At 71.7% G+C, this 16,303-nt stretch carries 12 protein-coding genes; 8 read left to right on the forward strand and 4 right to left on the reverse strand.

Annotated features, from left to right (window positions below; translation table 11 throughout):
- Nucleotides 1-8: 8 nt before the first annotated feature.
- From OG456_RS25440 to OG456_RS25450, 3 genes are read right to left on the reverse strand one after another with little or no spacing between them, the layout of a single operon-like run.
- The gene (locus tag OG456_RS25440; RefSeq protein ID WP_266564777.1) at nt 9-1,334 is read right to left on the reverse strand and encodes a M20/M25/M40 family metallo-hydrolase; all 1,326 of its coding nucleotides are present in this window, start codon (nt 1,332-1,334) and stop codon (nt 9-11) included.
- A complete protein-coding gene (locus OG456_RS25445; RefSeq protein WP_266564779.1) occupies nt 1,331-2,704 on the reverse strand; it encodes a cytosine permease in 1,374 nt (457 codons plus the stop codon). The genes OG456_RS25440 and OG456_RS25445 overlap by 4 nt, the downstream gene beginning before the upstream one ends.
- On the reverse strand, nt 2,701-3,666 hold the full coding sequence (locus OG456_RS25450) for a DUF1177 domain-containing protein (RefSeq protein ID WP_266564780.1): 966 nt from the start codon (nt 3,664-3,666) through the stop codon (nt 2,701-2,703). The genes OG456_RS25445 and OG456_RS25450 overlap by 4 nt, the downstream gene beginning before the upstream one ends.
- Nucleotides 3,667-3,815: 149 nt before the next feature.
- Between OG456_RS25450 and OG456_RS25455 the strand changes: the two genes are divergently transcribed.
- Both OG456_RS25455 and pepE read left to right on the forward strand, forming a co-directional pair.
- Nucleotides 3,816-4,637, forward strand: a complete 822-nt coding sequence (locus tag OG456_RS25455) for an IclR family transcriptional regulator (RefSeq protein WP_266564782.1) — start codon at nt 3,816-3,818, stop codon at nt 4,635-4,637.
- A gap of 99 nt (nt 4,638-4,736) precedes the next feature.
- The gene (gene pepE, locus OG456_RS25460; RefSeq protein WP_116502342.1) at nt 4,737-5,465 is read left to right on the forward strand and encodes a dipeptidase PepE; all 729 of its coding nucleotides are present in this window, start codon (nt 4,737-4,739) and stop codon (nt 5,463-5,465) included.
- On the opposite strand, the gene OG456_RS25465 is transcribed toward pepE, so the two are convergent.
- Nucleotides 5,428-7,185 (reverse strand): MFS transporter, encoded by a 1,758-nt coding sequence (locus OG456_RS25465; RefSeq protein WP_266564785.1) that lies wholly within the window; start codon nt 7,183-7,185, stop codon nt 5,428-5,430. The two genes, pepE and OG456_RS25465, sit on opposite strands and share 38 nt — an antisense overlap.
- Nucleotides 7,186-7,396: 211 nt before the next feature.
- Here OG456_RS25465 and OG456_RS25470 point away from each other — a divergent pair, with 211 nt between their 5' ends.
- From OG456_RS25470 to OG456_RS25495, 6 genes are all read left to right on the forward strand, one after another.
- Nucleotides 7,397-9,640 (forward strand): acyl-CoA dehydrogenase, encoded by a 2,244-nt coding sequence (locus OG456_RS25470; RefSeq protein ID WP_266564787.1) that lies wholly within the window; start codon nt 7,397-7,399, stop codon nt 9,638-9,640.
- Nucleotides 9,641-9,706: 66 nt separating this feature from the next.
- Nucleotides 9,707-10,621 carry a LysR family transcriptional regulator gene (locus OG456_RS25475; protein ID WP_266564789.1) on the forward strand — a complete coding sequence of 305 codons (915 nt, stop codon included), beginning with the start codon at nt 9,707-9,709 and terminating at the stop codon, nt 10,619-10,621.
- A 208-nt stretch (nt 10,622-10,829) separates the two neighbouring features.
- The gene (locus tag OG456_RS25480; protein ID WP_266564791.1) at nt 10,830-12,170 is read left to right on the forward strand and encodes an MFS transporter; all 1,341 of its coding nucleotides are present in this window, start codon (nt 10,830-10,832) and stop codon (nt 12,168-12,170) included.
- Nucleotides 12,171-12,187: 17 nt separating this feature from the next.
- Nucleotides 12,188-13,903: an acyl-CoA dehydrogenase family protein gene (locus tag OG456_RS25485; RefSeq protein ID WP_266564793.1), complete on the forward strand. Its 1,716-nt coding sequence runs from the start codon at nt 12,188-12,190 to the stop codon at nt 13,901-13,903.
- Nucleotides 13,896-15,104 (forward strand): CaiB/BaiF CoA-transferase family protein, encoded by a 1,209-nt coding sequence (locus OG456_RS25490; protein ID WP_266564795.1) that lies wholly within the window; start codon nt 13,896-13,898, stop codon nt 15,102-15,104. The genes OG456_RS25485 and OG456_RS25490 overlap by 8 nt, the downstream gene beginning before the upstream one ends.
- Nucleotides 15,105-15,106: 2 nt before the next feature.
- A complete protein-coding gene (locus OG456_RS25495; protein ID WP_266564797.1) occupies nt 15,107-16,288 on the forward strand; it encodes an acyl-CoA dehydrogenase family protein in 1,182 nt (393 codons plus the stop codon).
- Nucleotides 16,289-16,303 lie beyond the last annotated feature (15 nt).

Consider the following 16,303-nt stretch of genomic DNA (forward strand, 5'->3'; position numbering starts at 1 on the left):
GCCGCGGGTCAGCAGCTCTGCCAGAGGCGGGTCATGACGCGGACGCCGAACCGCAGGCCCTCCAGCGGGACGCGCTCGTCGACGCCGTGGAAGAGGCGGCCGTAGTCCAGGTCGTGCGGCAGCTTGAGGCCCTTGAAGCCGAAGCAGCGGATGTCCAGCTTGGTGAAGGCCTTGGCGTCGGTGCCGCCCGGGTTGCAGTACGGGACCGGGTGGCCGTCGGGGTCCTCGGCGCGCACGGCCTCGCACATGGCGTCGACGAGCGGGCCGTCGAATGTCGTCTCCATGGCGATGTCGTGGTTGACCCACTCGCGCCGCACGGACGGCAGGAGCAACTCGTCGATGGTGTCGACTAGTTCCTGCTCGTGGCCGGGCAGGAAGCGGCCGTCGACGCGGGCGGTGGCCCTACCGGGGATGACGTTCGTCTGGTAGCCGGCGGTGAACATGGTGGGGTTCGCGGAGTTGCGGAGTACCACCTGCATGAAGTCGGCGACCGGTCCCAGCTTGGCGAGTTCGGCGGCGAGGTCGTCGGCCTCGAAGTCGATCTTCACGCCCTTGAGTTCGGCGGCCTCGGCCAGCAGCGCCCGTACGGGCTCGATGAGGCGGATCGGGAACGTGTGGCGGCCGATGCGGGTGAGGGACTCGGAGAGGTCGGTGACCGCGTTCTCGTCGTTGGGGGACGAGCCGTGGCCGGCCCGGCCCGTCGCCGTGAGCTCCATCCAGGCCATGCCGCGCTGGGCGTTCTCGATCGGGTAGATGCGCTGTGTGTCGTCGAGCGCGTACGAGAATCCGCCGCCCTCGCCGATCGCCTCGGTGACGCCCGCGAAGAGCTCCGGGTGGTGCTCGACGAGCCAGTGCGCGCCGAACTTGCCGCCCGCCTCCTCGTCGGCGAGGAACGCGAGGACGATCTCCCGCGAGGGGCGGGTGCCGGTGCGGGCGAAGTGGCGGGCGGTGGCCAGCATCACGGCCACCGTGTCCTTCATGTCGATCGCGCCGCGGCCCCACAGGTAGCCGTCGCGGATCTCGCCGGAGAAGGGCGGCACCTGCCACTCGGCGGCGTCGGCGGGCACGACGTCGAGGTGGCCGTGCACGAGGAGGGCACCGCGGGTGCCGTCCGCGCCGGGGATACGGGCGATGACGTTCGCCCGGCCCGGCGCGCTCTCGACGAGGGTCGAGTCGATGCCGGCCTCGGCGAGGCGGGCCACGACCCAGTCGGCGCAGGCGCGCTCGTCGCTCGTCGGGTTGGACGTGTCGAAGCGGATCAGCTCCGCGCACAGTCCGACGACCTCGGCCTGGGCCTCTTCGGACGCGGGGGTCAGGGCGCTGGGGGTGTTCATGCCGCTCCCACGGGGGTCGCTTCGGGGGCGGCGGGGACGGTGTCCTCGTTGTCCAGGGTGGAGGTGCCGTACGGCCGCACGAGGCCGAGGAGGCCGAGGACGGAGTACAGGACGAAGGCGGTGGCGAGCGAGTTGAGCGCCGGGATGCCGACGGTCACGTACTTGCCGACGCAGAACGCGGCGATCCAGATCACGATCGACAAGGGCACCCAGGTCGGCGACGACGCGGGCAGTGTCCCGGCCTCGCGGGTCTCGTCGAGCGGCTTGCGCATGCGCCGTACGACCCAGTACTCGGCCACGATGATGCCGCCGATGGGCGGGATGGCGACGCCGAGCACGGACAGGAACTCGGTGAAGTGGGTCATGATGCCGACGGCCGAGAGCAGGGTGCCCGCGAGGCCGAGCGCGACGGTGACGGCGCCGCGGTGCAGGCGCTTGCCGAAGACGACCTGGAAGAAGTTGACGACGCCGAGCGAGGAGCCGTACAGGTTCCAGTCGTTGATCTTCGCGGTGGACATCAGGACCACGATCACACCGAAGGCGCCCGAGGTGGAGAGCACGATGTGCGACACCTCGCTGGACTTCACCAGGTGGCCGAGCAGCACGCCCGTGAGGCCGACGATGTACTCGGAGAGGATCATCGACGAGGCGCTCTGCAGGAAGACGTGCGAGCCCTTGCGGTTGTAGCGGGTCATCTCGGGGGAGACGATCGCGCCGGTCATGTAGCCGCCCGCGATGGCGGTGGCCGCGACGGCGAGCGGGATCGTCTGCCCCGGCGCCGGCGAGCTGATCAGGTCGCCGATGGAGTGGTCCATCAGGGCGTTCGTGACCGACCAGGCGACCAGGGCGAAGAACAGCGGCGTGACGATCTTCGCGAAGAGCGCCATGTAGCGGAAGCCGAAGATGACCAGAACCGTGATAGCGAGGCCCGCGGCCACGCACCACACCCACGACGGGCCGCCGACGAGCGCGGACACGCTGTTGCCGAAGATCGTGTTCTGCACGCCGAACCAGCCGACGAGGCTGACGGCGATGACGAAGCTGACCAGCGCGGAGCCGTTGCGGCCGAAGCCGATCCAGCGGGTCAGCATCGGGGTCGCGAGGCCCTCACGCATGCCGGCCAGGCCGATCGCGAAGATCACCACTTCGAGGATGACCGCGCCGAGCGTGAAGGCGAGGAACGCGTTCCCGAAGGTCATGCCGACGCCGATGGTGGCGCCCAGCGTGAACTGCGAGATGGATCCCGACTGGGCGAGCCACTGGAGCAGCATCGTCCAGAAGCCGAGGCGCTGGTCGCGCGGGACGCGGGAGAGCGAGTAGTCGTCGCTGCCCAGGTTCTTGCCCGGCGTCTCTGCTGTGGTGGCGGTCATGAGGACTCACGGCTCTCACGGCTCTCACGGCCGAGCGTCTGAAGGTGGGACAGGGAGCCGTAGCGGCTCAGGAGGTTGTCGAACTCCGCCTCGTCGTGGAAGTCGAGGCGGCCGCCCCCGTACGCCTTGGCCGTCTCGACGGCGAAGCGTGCGGCACTGGCGATGTCGGTCTCATGGCTCGCGCCGGTCTGGCAGCCGGGGACCGCGGCGGCCGAGGTGACCGCGAGGCCGACGACCGGAGCGGGGGTCGCCGTGGCCGGCTGGAGGATCGAATTGATGTGATGTGCACCGTTACCGTACGGCGTGATGTCCTGGGTGGTCACCGGGTATGTGACCAAGGGCTCACCCGTGACGACCGCGAGCAGCTCGCCGAGCGCCTCGCTGACCCGCAGCACCCACCCCTCCTTGACCGTGGGGGACAGGGCCAGGCCCTTGTGGTTGATGATCCGGTTGCCCTTGGTGGTGTCGATGGAGAGCACGGCCTCCATCTCGCCGGTGACCTCGTGCCGGTTCATCGTGGCGATGTCGACCGGGGAGTCCATGAAGGGGACCGGGTTGTGCGGCGCGGTCGGCGCGTCCGGGCAGATGTGCGTGGCGACGATGACGTCACCCGGCAGCACATCGCCCTTGCGGCGCATGTCGAGCAGCTTGGCCGCGGTGGCGAGCGCGGCGGCGGCGCCGTCCGCGTCGGAGACCAGGCCCGTCATCCCGGGCCGGGCGCCGACGCCGCCGAGGCGGCCGACCACGCCGAGCGTGCGGGCTGAACCGCCGCTCGTACGTCCCGTGCTGCCCGGGATCCGAACCAGTACGAAGTCGGTCGAGCCGCGCTCGCCGGTGACGGTGGTGACCTGGGCGCCGGAGCCCTGCGGGCCCGCGACCGAGTCGAGGTACTCCACGGCGCGTTTGCCGTCGGCGTTCGGGTCGTCGAGGAGTTCGACGATGTCAAGGACGTACTTCAGCATTGGGCGGCCTCTCTCGCTCCCGACACTCACTCCAGGTCGGGTGGTGCTGACAGCAGACTCGGGATCAGTTAGCGTTGTCGGCAACTGTTTCCCGTTATCTGCAATTAAGGTCTGAATGCTGAGATGCGCGGATCTTGAGAGGTGTGGCGATGAGTGAGATCCCGCTGGACCGCAGGACGCCCACGGGCGCGCTGCAGACGGTCGACCGGGCCCTGCTCGTGCTGCTCGCCTTCGAGCGGACACGGCCGGACTGGGGCGTGACCGAGATCGCGGCGGAGTTCGGCTGGGACACCTCGGTGGCGCAGCGGCTCCTGTCCACGCTCGCCGGACGCGGCTTCCTGGTCTCCGACCCGGCGACGCGCCGCTACCGGATGGGCCCCGCCGTGCTGCGGCTCGGCCGGATGTGGGAGCGCTCGGGCTCACTCGAACTGCTTGCCGCGCCCGTCCTCGAGGAGCTGGGCCGGGCGACCGGCGACACCGTCCTGTTCTGTCTGCCGGACAGCTTCCACATGCGCTGCGTCGCGGCCGTCGAGGGCGAGTCGGGGCCGCTGCGCTACTACCCGCTGGTCGGCGAGCTGTATCCGGCGCACGCCGGAGCCACCAGTAAGTCGTTCTACGCGTTCCTGCCCGACGAGCAGCGCCACCGGCTGTTCCGCGGCCGCCCCATGGCCCGCTTCACCGACCGCACGGTCACCGACCCGGACGAGCTGGAGCGGGAGCTGGTGCAGGTGCGCGCCCAGGGTTACGCCTGGACGGTCGGCGAGTACGACGCCGGGATCGCGACGGTCGCCGTGCCGGTCTTCCTGGGCCGCGAGCCCTACGGCAGCCTCAGCCTCGGCGCTGCCAAGGAGCGCTTCGCCGACGGCCCCGAGGGCCGGCTCGACGCCCTGCGCAAGGCGGCGAGCCTGCTGGAGAAGCGGCTCACCCATCCCCCGCAGCGCACGCGCAAGCCGCGCGCCCCGCAGTCCTGAAGTCCTGAAGTCCTCCAGGGCTGAAGCCCTCCAGTCCTGAGGCCGTCCAGCTCTGTCCCCAGCCCCGAAGTGCCGAACCACCCCTGAGGAGTTACTCCCTTGAACCTGCTGCTGCTCTCCAACTCCACCCAGTACGGCCGCGGTTACCTCGCACACGCACTGGACACCGTCACCGGCTTCCTGCCCCCGAAGGCCCGGCTCGCGTTCGTGCCGTACGCCCTCGCGGACCACGACACGTACACGGACCGGGTGCGGGGCGCGCTCGAAGGCGCCGGGATCGGTGTGCGCGGTGTGCACGAGGGCGACGACCCGGTGGCCGAACTCGCCGCCGCCGACGCCGTGTTCATCGGAGGCGGCAACTCCTTCCGGCTGCTGAGCGCGCTCTACCGCACCGGCCTGCGTGACGCCCTGATCAAGGCGGTCGGCGGCGGCCTGCCCTACATGGGCGCGAGCGCCGGCACGAACATGGCGGCGCCCAGCCTGCGCACGAGCAACGACATGCCGATCGTGCAGCCCCCGTCGTTCGAGGCGCTCGGCCTCGTCCCCTTCCAGATCAACCCGCACTACCTGGACCCGGACCCGGCCTCCACGCACAAGGGCGAGACCCGCGAGGAGCGCCTCACCGAGTTCCTCGAGGAGAACGACGTACCGGTGCTCGGCCTGCGTGAGGGGTCCTGGCTGCGGGTGAACGGCGAACGCGCCGCGGTTCAGGGCGAGCGTGCTGCCCGCCTCTTCACCCGCGACGCGTCCCCGAAGGAGCTGCCGGTCGGCTCCGATGTCTCCGAACTGCTCAGCTGCGAGCCGCGGTTCGACTCTCCTGCGCGATGAGCTCCAGGGCCAGGTCGACGTCGACCGGCCGGTCCTCGCCGTGGTGCGTCGCCGCGGAGGCGCGCGGCGCGTGCCCGGTGGCGGTGGCGGCCAGCACGTACGAGCCGCCGTCCGGGACCTCCAGGGCGTAACGGCCCTCGTGGTCGGTGAGCGCGGCGCCCGCCTGGCGGCCGCGCCGGTCGATCAGCGTGACCTTGGCACGGTGGACCGGCAGGCCCGCCGCGTCGAGCACCTGGCCGCGGAAGCCTCCGAGGACCTCCTCGGCGCGCTCCAGCGCCGCGTCCTCCTCGCTGCTGGCGCGCAGCTGCGGCTTGGTCGCCTGGCGCTGCTTCGGCAGGAAGACGGCGAGCAGGACGCCCATGGCGACCGCGCCGGTGGCGATCAGGAACGAGATGCGGAAGCCGTGCATGGTGGGCACGGCCGCGCCGCCGACGTGGTTCGCCGTGTTGGCGAGGACCATGCCGATCACGGCGCTCGACACCGAGGTGCCGATGGACCGCATCAGGGTGTTGAGACCGTTGGCCGCACCCGTCTCGGACGCGTCGACGGCGCCGATGATCAGGGCGGGCAGCGAGGAGTACGCGAGGCCGATGCCGGCGCCCACGACCACCGAGATGACGATGGTCTGCCAGGCGGCGCTCATCAGGCCGAGGCCGGCGCCGTAGCCGATCGCGATGATCAGCATGCCGAGGATCAGGGTGATCTTCGGGCCGTACTTCGCCGAGAGGCGCGCGTACACGGGGGCCGTGAACATCATCGTGAGGCCGAGCGGCGCCACGCACAGGCCCGCGACGACCATCGACTGGCCGAGGCCGTAGCCGGTCGCCTTCGGCAGCTGGAGGAGCTGCGGCAGGACGAGCGAGATCGCGTAGAACGCGACACCGACCATGATCGAGGCGAGGTTGGTGAGGAGCACCTCGCGCCGGGCCGTGGTGCGCAGGTCCACGAGCGGGGCCTTGAGCTTCAGCTCCATCACGCCCCACAGCACGAGCACGACGAAGGCCGCGCCGAACAGGCCGAGCGTCATCGGGTCGGTCCAGCCCCAGTCACTGCCCTTGGTGATCGGCAGCAGGAAGAGGACGAGTCCGGCGGACAGGCCGATCGCGCCGAGGACGTCGAAGCTGCCCTCGGCCTTGACCGAGCTCTCCGGGACGAAGAAGAGGGTGAGCAGGATCGCGACGACGCCGAGGCCCGCCGCGCCGAAGAAGAGGGCGTGCCAGTCGGCGTGCTGGGCCACGAGGGCCGCCAGCGGGAGCGCGAGTCCGCCGCCGACGCCGATGGAGGAGCTCATCAGGGCCATCGCGGACCCGAGCTTCTCGCGCGGCAGCTCGTCGCGCATCAGGCCGATGCCGAGGGGGATGGCGCCCATGGCGAAGCCCTGGAGGGCGCGGCCCACGATCATCACGATGAGATCGCTGGTGAAGCCCGCGACGAGCGAGCCGACGACCATGACCGCGAGGCTGGTGAGCAGCATCCGGCGCTTGCCGTAGAGGTCGCCGAGGCGGCCCATGATCGGGGTGGCGACGGCGCCCGCGAGGAGGGTCGAGGTCAGGACCCAGGTCGCGTTGGAGGGGGCGGTGCCGAGCAGGACCGGGAGGTCCTTGATGACCGGAACGAGAAGCGTCTGCATCACCGCGACGGTGATACCGGCGAAGGCGAGTACGGGGACGACTCCGCGTATCCCGCGTTGCGCGGTCGGCCGTTGGGTCGTCTGCGTCATTACGTAGTGCCTCCGGAGGCAGAGAGTTCAGGCGTCGCGCGGGCGGCGGGTTTCGCGCGTCGGGTACGTGCAAGCTGAACCCGTTACCTGGGGCGACTATTCCGACGGGCGTCGTACAAGGGGAAGTCTTGAAGGTCTTTACCTTTTGATTACACGTCTCGCTCGCCGTCTGGCCTTCCGTCAGATTGGAACGTGTTCTACCGTGCGCCGCATGGGCATCGCGATCACGCAGGAGCAAGAGGAGCTGGCGGACGCCGTGCGCGGCTGGCTCGCACGCGCCGTACCGCCCGAGGAAGTGCGCAAACTGCTCGACGCCCCCGCGGCCCCCGCGGGCCGCCCCGCCCACTGGGACGGACTCGCCGGACAGGGGCTGCTCGGCCTCCATCTCCCTGAGGAGTACGGCGGAGGCGGCGGCGACCTCGTCGACCTCGCGGTCGTCCTCGAAGAGGCGGGACGGGCCGCGCTGCCCGGCCCCTTCGCGGCCAACGCCGCCGCCTCGCTGGTCCTGCGCCACGCGGGGGCCTCAGGCCTCGCCGCGTCCCTCGCGTCCGGCGACCGCATCGGCGCCGTCGCCCTCGGTACGGGAACGCTGACCGCCGTCAGCGTGTCCGACGGGCTCGTCCTCGACGGGCTGGCGCCGCCCGTCCTGTCCGGGGGTGACGCCGACCTGCTCCTCCTGGCCGCCGAGTCCGCGACCGGGACCGTGTGGGTCGCCGTCGACACGGGCACCGCCGGAATCGGTGTCCGCGTCCACGAGAGCGCCGACCCCACCCGCCCCACCGCGGAGATCACCGCCCGGGGCGCCCTGGTGCCGGGCGCCCGGATCCTCGCCGTCGACACGGCCACCGTCCGTGACCTGGCCTCCGTCGTCCTCGCGGCCGACGCGTGCGGCGTCGCGGCGTGGGCGCTGCACACGGCGGCGCAGTACGCGAAGGTCCGGGAGCAGTTCGGCCGGCCGATCGGGCAGTTCCAGGGCATCAAGCACCTGTGCGCGGACATGCTCGTCCGGGTCGAGCAGGCGCGGGCGCTGGTGTGGGACGCGGCGCGGGCGGCGGGCGAGAGCCGGATCGGCGCGGAGAGGGAGGAAGGCTCGGCCGGCGCCGAGGCGCCGCGTTCCGTCGAGGGGGCGGACGGGGGCACGGCACGTGAGCTGGCCGTGGCTCTCGCCGTCGGGGCCGCGCTCGACGCCGCGTACTCCTGCGCCAAGGACTGTGTGCAGGTCCTCGGCGGGATCGGGTTCACCTGGGAGCACGACGCGCATCTGTATCTGCGGCGGGCCGTCGTCGCGCGGCAGCTGCTCGGCGCGCGGGACGCGCACCGGCTGCGGGCGGTGCGGATCGCGGAGGGCGGGGCGCGGCGCGAGCTGCGCCTGGAGCTGCCGGCGGAGGCGGAGGCGTTCCGGGCGCGGGCCCGCGAGGCCGTCGAGGGGATGGGCGGCCTCGACCCGGGCGCCGCCCGCCGCGCCCTCGCACCCACCGGGTACGCGGCGCCGCACCTGCCCGAGCCGTACGGCCTCGGCGCGGGCCCCGTCCAGCAGCTCGCCGTACAGCAGGAGCTCGCCGCCGCGGGCGTCCGCGTCAGCGACCTCGGCATCGGGACCTGGGTCGTCCCCTCGCTGCTCGCCTACGGCACCCCGGAGCAGCGGGACCGCTACCTCCTGCCCACCCTGCGCGGCGACGTCCTGTGGTGCCAGCTGTTCTCCGAACCCGGCGCCGGCTCCGACCTGGCCTCGCTGCGGACGAAGGCCGAGCGCACCGAGGACGGGCGCTGGCGCGTCAACGGGCAGAAGGTGTGGACGAGCGCCGCCCAGTGGGCCGACCACGGGATCCTGCTCGCCCGCACCGACCCGGACGCCCCCAAGCACAAGGGGCTCACCTATTTCGTCGTCGACATGAAGCGGACCGAGGGCATCGACGTACGGCCCCTGAAGGAGATCACCGGGGACTCGCTCTTCAACGAGGTGTACTTCGACGACGTGCTCCTCCCCGAGGACGCCGTGGTGGGGCAGGTGGACGACGGCTGGCGCGTCGCCCGGAACACGCTCGGCAACGAACGGGTGCACATGGCCGACCAGCTGACCTTCGACACGGGCCTGGAGGCACTGATCGCCCGCGCCGGAACACTCGACGGCGCGTACCGGGCGCGGATCGGCGCGCTTGCCACCGAGGCGCACGCCCTGGCCTGCATCGGACTGCGCACGACGATGCGACAGGTGGCCGGCGCGGAGCCCGGCCCCGGGGCGTCCGTACGAAAACTGGTGCAGACGCCGCACCAGCAGAAGGTCGCCGAACTCGCGCTGGAGCTGCTCGGCCCCGAAGGCGCTCTGAGGGAGGGGCCGGGGGAGCGGGCCCTGCACGGGTTCCTGATGTCGCGTTGCCTGACGATCGCCGGCGGCACGACGCAGGTGCAGCTGAACGTGGTGGCGGAACGGATCCTGGGGCTGCCTCGCGACTGAGGAGCGGGCTGGCGCGGGTCCGGGCTCGCCGGCGTCCGGGCCGCCCATGGGCCGTATCGTCGCCGCGTGGAGCTCAGACACCTCTCAGGATTCGTCGCCGTCGCCGAGGAACTGCACTTCGGGCGGGCCGCCGAGCGGCTGCACATCGCGCAGTCGCCGCTCAGCCAGCAGATCAAGCTGCTCGAGCGGGATCTGGGCGTCAAGCTGTTCGACCGGACCACCCGGACCGTGCGGCTCACCGCCGCCGGGTACGCGCTGCTCGGGCCCGCCCGGCATCTGCTCGCCGAGGCCTCGGCGGTGCGCAGGACCGTGCAGGCCGCGCACCTCGGGGAGGTGGGGCGGGTCACCGTCGGGTTCGCCGGGGCCAGCAGCTACTCCGCGCTGCCGCTGCTCACCCGCGCCGTCAACTCCGAACTACCCGGTATCGAGCTGGTGTTGGAGGGTCAGACCTACACCGGCGAGGCGCTCGGGAGGATCGCGGACGGGTCCCTCGACGTGGGGTTCGTGGCGCTCCCGGTGCGGCGCGGGATCACCGCGCGCGTCGTGCGGATGGAGCGCCTCGTCCTCGCGCTGCCCGACAGTCATCCGCTCGCCCGGCAGGACGAGGTCCACTTCGCCGAGCTGGCGCACGAGCCGTTCGTGACGTTCCCCGTCGCCCGTGGCTCGGCCGTGCGCGAGGCCATGGTGCAGGCCTGCCACGACGCCGGGTTCGCGCCGCGGATCGCGCAGGAGGCGCCGGACTCGTACAACATGCTCGCCCTCGTCGGCGCGGGCGTCGGGCTCGCGGTCGTCGTGGCGTCCGCGCGCGCCATCCATCTGGAACACGTCGTGTTCCGGCCGCTGGTCGGGGACGACGTGCCGGTGCTCCCCATCGCCCTCGGCTGGCGCACCGGAAACCGTTCGGCACCGCTCCAGGCGGTCCTGCGCGTGGCGGAGGAAGTCCTGCCGACGCCCCCGGACGCACCCGACGCCGCCGCGTGACGCCTCGCATCTTGACGGATGACGTCTGACTGGAGCCCGGTATTGGTCTTGGACACATCCTAATGGGCGGGTGCAGAGTGATCCACGTCTCGCGACGGAGCGATGAGCGCCGGGCGTGGAGCGTGGACGTGCCCCGGCCGCTCCATGGCCCCGCCCCCTCCGGCCCGTCCCCTCCCCAGCGGGATGCCGCTACGAGAGGACGCTCGTCATGCAGCACGACGCCCCAGTCCCCGGGGTCAGCGCAACCCAGGCCCGTGACGCCCGCCGCGCCGGTGTCACCGCCTTCGTCGGGACCACCATCGAGTGGTTCGACTTCTACATCTACGGCTCCGCATCCGCTCTGGTCCTCGGCAAGATCTTCTTCGCCGAGGCCTCGCCGGCCGTAGGCACCCTCGCCGCCTTCGCCACCTTCTGGGTCGGCTTCCTGGCCCGCCCCCTCGGCGGCCTGATCTTCGGCCACTTCGGCGACCGCTACGGCCGCAAGAAGGCCCTCGTCACCACGCTCACCATGATGGGCGCCGCCACCTTCTGCGTCGGGCTGCTCCCGGGCTACGCCCAGATCGGCGCCGCCGCGCCCGTCCTCCTCGTGCTGCTGCGCATGGTCCAGGGCGTCGCGATGGGCGGCGAGTGGGGCGGCGCCGTCCTCATCGCCACCGAGTACGCCCCGCCCCAGCGCAAGTTCCTGTACGGGGCGTTCGCCCAGCAGGGCTCGCCCGTCGGCAACCTCCTCGCCACGCTCGCCTTCCTCGGCATCGCCCAGCTCCCGGACGCCGCCTTCGAGTCCTGGGGCTGGCGCGTCCCGTTCCTCTTCTCCGCCGTGCTCGTCGCCGTCGGCCTGTTCATCCGCCTGCGGCTCGCCGAGACTCCCGAGATGGCCGCGGCCCTGGAGCGCAAGCAGACGTCCAAGCTGCCGATCAAGGACGTCCTGACCCGCTCGCCGATGCTGGTCCTGCTCGGTGTGCTCGCCGGTACGGCCGGTGTCGCGATCACGTACGTCAAGACGACGTTCGCCCTGTCCTGGGCCACCTCTGACCTCGGCTTCGACCGCACGTCGTTCCTGACCGTCATCTCGCTCGCGCTGGTCGTGCAGGTCGTCGTGCAGCCCTTCGGTGCCGTCCTCGCGAGCAAGTGGCCCGTACGCAAAGCCGTGTTGTGGATGCTGCTGCCCGAATTCGTCGTGCTGCCGCTGATGTTCGTCCTCGTCGGGACCGGAAACTTCTGGCTGGCCGTCCTCGGCATGGCCCTCGCCACCTTCCCGCACGCCATGTACTACGCGGCGCTCGCCGGCATCCTCGCGCGGGTCTTCCCCGTCGAGGTCCGCTACACGGGCATGTCCCTCTCGTACCAGCTCTGCACGACGCTGTTCGCCGGGACCGCGCCGATCGTCTCCCAGTACCTGCTCAACGCCACCGGCTCGATCTGGCCCGTCGTCGCGCTCGGCCTCGGCTACACCCTCGTGACCCTCGTCGGTGTCCTGCCGCTGCTCGCCCGTACCGCCGCCGCGCCGGAGCCGGCCGCCGTCACCACCCGCACCGCCTCCCACGCCTGACCCGGAGTGATCCCCCGATGAACTACGCCGACCGCGACCCCGCGCTGCGCCCCTTCCTCGACCGTGTCCTGTCCGCCGACGACCGCGCCCGCGTCGAGCCCCTCCTGACCGAACTGGGCGCGCTCGCGGCCGGCGACCTCGACCGGCAGGCCGCACTCGCCGACGCCAACCCGCCCCGCCTCGTCCAGTACGCCCCGGGCGGCGAACGCGTCGACGAGATCGAGTACCACCCGGCCCACGACCGCGCCGCCGCCATCGCCTACGAGGAGTTCGGGCTCGCCGCGATGTCGCACAGGCCCGGCGTCCACGGCTGGCCGTCCAAGGTTCCGCACACCGTCAAGTACGCCCTGTCCTACCTCTATGTGCAGTCCGAGTTCGGCATGGCCTGCCCCCTGTCGATGACGGACTCGGCCGCCCGGATCCTGCGCCTGTTCGACCCCGAGCGGTACGCGGCCGAGATCGCCGCGCTCTCCTCCACCGACCCCGGACTGCGGGCCACCGGCGCGATGTTCATGACGGAGAAGCAGGGCGGCACTGACGTCGGCCTGACGGAGACCGTCGCCTGCGACCAGGGCACGCACTGGACGCTGACCGGCAAGAAATGGTTCGCGTCCAACCCGGGCGCCGACGTGATCCTCACCCTCGCCCGCGTCCCCGGCCAGGGCGAGGGCACCCGTGGCCTCGGCATGTTCCTCGTCCCGCGCCTGCGCCCCGACGGCACCCGCAACGCGATCCGCATCGACCGGCTCAAGGACAAGCTCGGCTCGAAGTCCATCGCGAGCGGCGAGGTCACCCTCGAAGAGGCGTACGCGACCTCGGTCGGCCAACTCACCCACGGATTCCGGCAGATGGCCGAGATGCTCAACGTCTCCCGGCTGTCCAACGCCATGCGCGCCACCGCCCTGATGCGCCGCGCCGTCCGTGAGTCCGTCGACCACACCCGCGTACGCCACGTCTTCGGCAAGCCGCTCTTCGAGCAGCCGCTGATGCGGACCACGCTCCTGCCGATGATCATCGACACGGAGGGGGCGCTCGCGCTCGTCCTGGAGGCGGCCGCCCGCCTGACGGCCGCCGACGAAGAGGCCGCCCGTGGTGAAGAAGGGGTGGCCCGCGAGCTCGTCCGCGTCCTCACCCCGCTCGCCAAGCACACCCTGTGCAAGCGCGCCCGGACCGTCACCGGCGAGGCCATGGAGATCCGCGGCGGCAACGGCTACATCGAGGACTGGGTCAACCCCCGGCTCGTGCGCGACGCCCACCTCGGCTCCATCTGGGAGGGCTCCTCGAACGTCATCGCGCTCGACGTGCTGCGCTGCATGCGCCGCCAGGGGGCTCACCGCACCCTCGCCGACACGTACGGTGACCGCGCCGAGACGCGGGGCCGCTGGGAGCTGCTGCGCAAGAAGGGTGACGCCCTCCTCGAACTCCCCGCCGACGAACAGGAGATGAGGATCGGTCGGTACGCCGACGAGCTCACGCGCGCCGTCATGGAGACCCTCCTGTACGACCAGGCCGCCCACGAGACGGAGACCACCGGCAACGGCCGCGCCCTCCTCGTCGCCCGCACCTGCACCGCTCTCCTCGACGACCCGGACACCCCGCCTCGCGCCGCACTGGACCACCTGGCCGAACTGGCCGAGGGTGGACGGGTCGCGCCCACCCCGGCGCAGGAGACCCCGGCGCAGGAGACCTCGGCGAAGGAGAACACTGTGAAGGAGCCCGCCGCACATGCCTGAGCAGCCCCGCCCCGCCGCACCGCTGGCCGGTATGAAGGTCGTGGACCTGTCCAAGATCCTCGCCGGGCCCTACGTCACCATGTCGCTCGCCGACCTCGGTGCCGACGTCATCAAGGTCGAGCACCCCGACGGCGGTGACCCGACGCGCGCCTGGGGCCCGCCCTTCAACGGCCCGGACGCGACCTACTACCTGGCCGCCAACCGCAACAAGCGCTCCGTCACCCTCGACCTCAAGTCCCCCGAGGGGCAGGAGGCCGTCCACCGGATGCTCGCCGACGCGGACGTGATGGTGGAGAACTTCCGCCCCGGCAGCTCGCTCGCCCGCGCCTTCGACTACCGCGAACTCAGCGAGCGCTACCCGCGGTTGGTCATCCTGCACATCTCCGCGTTCGGCGACACGGGCCCGCTGCGCGACGAGCCCGGCTACGACATGGTCGCCCAGGCGTCGGCCGGCCTGATGTCCCTGACCGGCGAACCCGACGGGCCGCCCGTGAAGGCCGGTTACGCGATGGGTGACCTGGGCGCTGCCCTCTTCGGCCTCATCGGCGTCAACGCGGCACTCGTCGAACGCGAGCGCACGGGCCACGGCCAGTACGTCACCACCTCCCTGTACGAGTCCCAGCTCGCCCTGCACATCAACTGGGCGACCGGCTACTTCGCCACCGGGGAGCGCCCCACCCGCCTCGGCTCCGGCCACCCGAGCCTCGTCCCGTACCAGGCCTACCCGGCGTCCGACGGGCACTTCGTGATCGCCGTCGGCAGCGACGGCCTGTTCCGCAAGCTGAGCGAGGCGCTCGGCCACCCGGAATGGGCCGACGACCCGCGCTTCGCCACCAACCGCGCCCGCGTCACGCACCGCACGGCCCTCAACGCCAAGCTGGAGTCCGTCCTCTTCGACGACACCGTGGCCAACTGGTGCGCCCTGCTGAAGCCGCGCGGCGTCCCCGTCGCGCCGATCCGCACCCTCGACGAGGTCTACGACTGCCCGCAGACCGAGGCGCTCGGCATGGTGCAGAAGGTCGACCACCCCGAGGTGGGCCCGCTCCAGCAGGTCGCGTTTCCCGTCACCTTCCGCGGTGAGCGCCCCGCGGTGCGCAGCGCCCCGCCCACCCTCGGCCTGCACAGCCGGGACATACTCACCGAACTCGGCTACGACGAGTCCGCCATCGACCGCCTGCTCGACCACCCTCAAGGAGCCTGATCATGCCGTTCGCCGCCCTCGACCCCGTCGACCCGCTGAACCTCGAAGCGCTCCTCACCGACGAGGAGCGGGCCGTGCGCGACACGGTCCGCCAGTACCTCGACGACAAGGTCGAGCCGCACATCGCCGACTGGTTCGAGAGCGGGGAGCTGCCAGTTCTGCCCGAACTCGCCCGCGAATTCGGCAAGATGGGCCTGCTCGGCATGCACCTGGAGGGCTACGGGTGCGCCGACATGTCGGCCCGCGCGTACGGCATCGCGTGCCGCGAGCTGGAGGCGACGGACTCCGGTCTGCGCTCCTTCGTGTCCGTGCAGGGTTCGCTGGCCATGTTCGCGATCCACCGCTTCGGCTCCGGGGAGCAGAAGCAGGAGTGGCTGCCGCGCATGGCGGCGGGCGAGGCCATCGGCTGCTTCGGTCTGACCGAGCCCGACCACGGCTCCGACCCGGCGTCCATGACGACGCGCGCCCGGCGTGACGGCGACGACTGGATCCTCGACGGCCGCAAGATGTGGATCACGAACGGCTCGGTCGCGGCCGTCGCCGTCGTGTGGGCGCAGACCGAGGACGGCGTGCGCGGCTTCGTCGTGCCGACCGACGCCCCCGGCTTCTCGGCGCCGCTGATCAAGCACAAGATGTCGCTGCGGGCGAGCGTGACCAGCGAGCTGGTCCTCGACGGCGTGCGCCTGCCCGCGTCCGCCCGGCTGCCCGAGGCGCGGGGCGTGGGCGCGCCGCTGACCTGCCTGAACGAGGCGCGCTACGGGATCGTGTGGGGCGTCACCGGCGCCGCGCGCTCGGCCTGGCAGGCGGCCGCCGACTACGCGGGCCAGCGCGAGCAGTTCGGCAAGCCGATCGCCGCGTTCCAGCTCACGCAGCAGAAGCTGGTCGACATGGCGCTCGAACTGCACAAGGCGACGCTGACGGCGCTGCGCCTGGCCGACCTGAAGGACTCGCCCGCCGGTGTCCATCCGGCGCAGATCAGTTTCGGCAAGCTGAACAACGTCCGTGAGGCCATCCAGATCTGCCGCACCGCCCGCACGATCCTCGGCGCCAACGGCATCTCGCTGGAGTACCCGGTGATCCGCCACGCCAACAACCTGGAGTCCGTGCTCACGTACGAGGGCACGACCGAGATGCACATCCTCGCCCTCGGCCAGGCGCTCACGGGTCACGCGGCCTTCCGCTAGGCCCGACGTCCCGGA

The organism is Streptomyces sp. NBC_01446, from assembly GCF_026340095.1.
Classification (GTDB): domain Bacteria; phylum Actinomycetota; class Actinomycetes; order Streptomycetales; family Streptomycetaceae; genus Streptomyces; species Streptomyces aureus.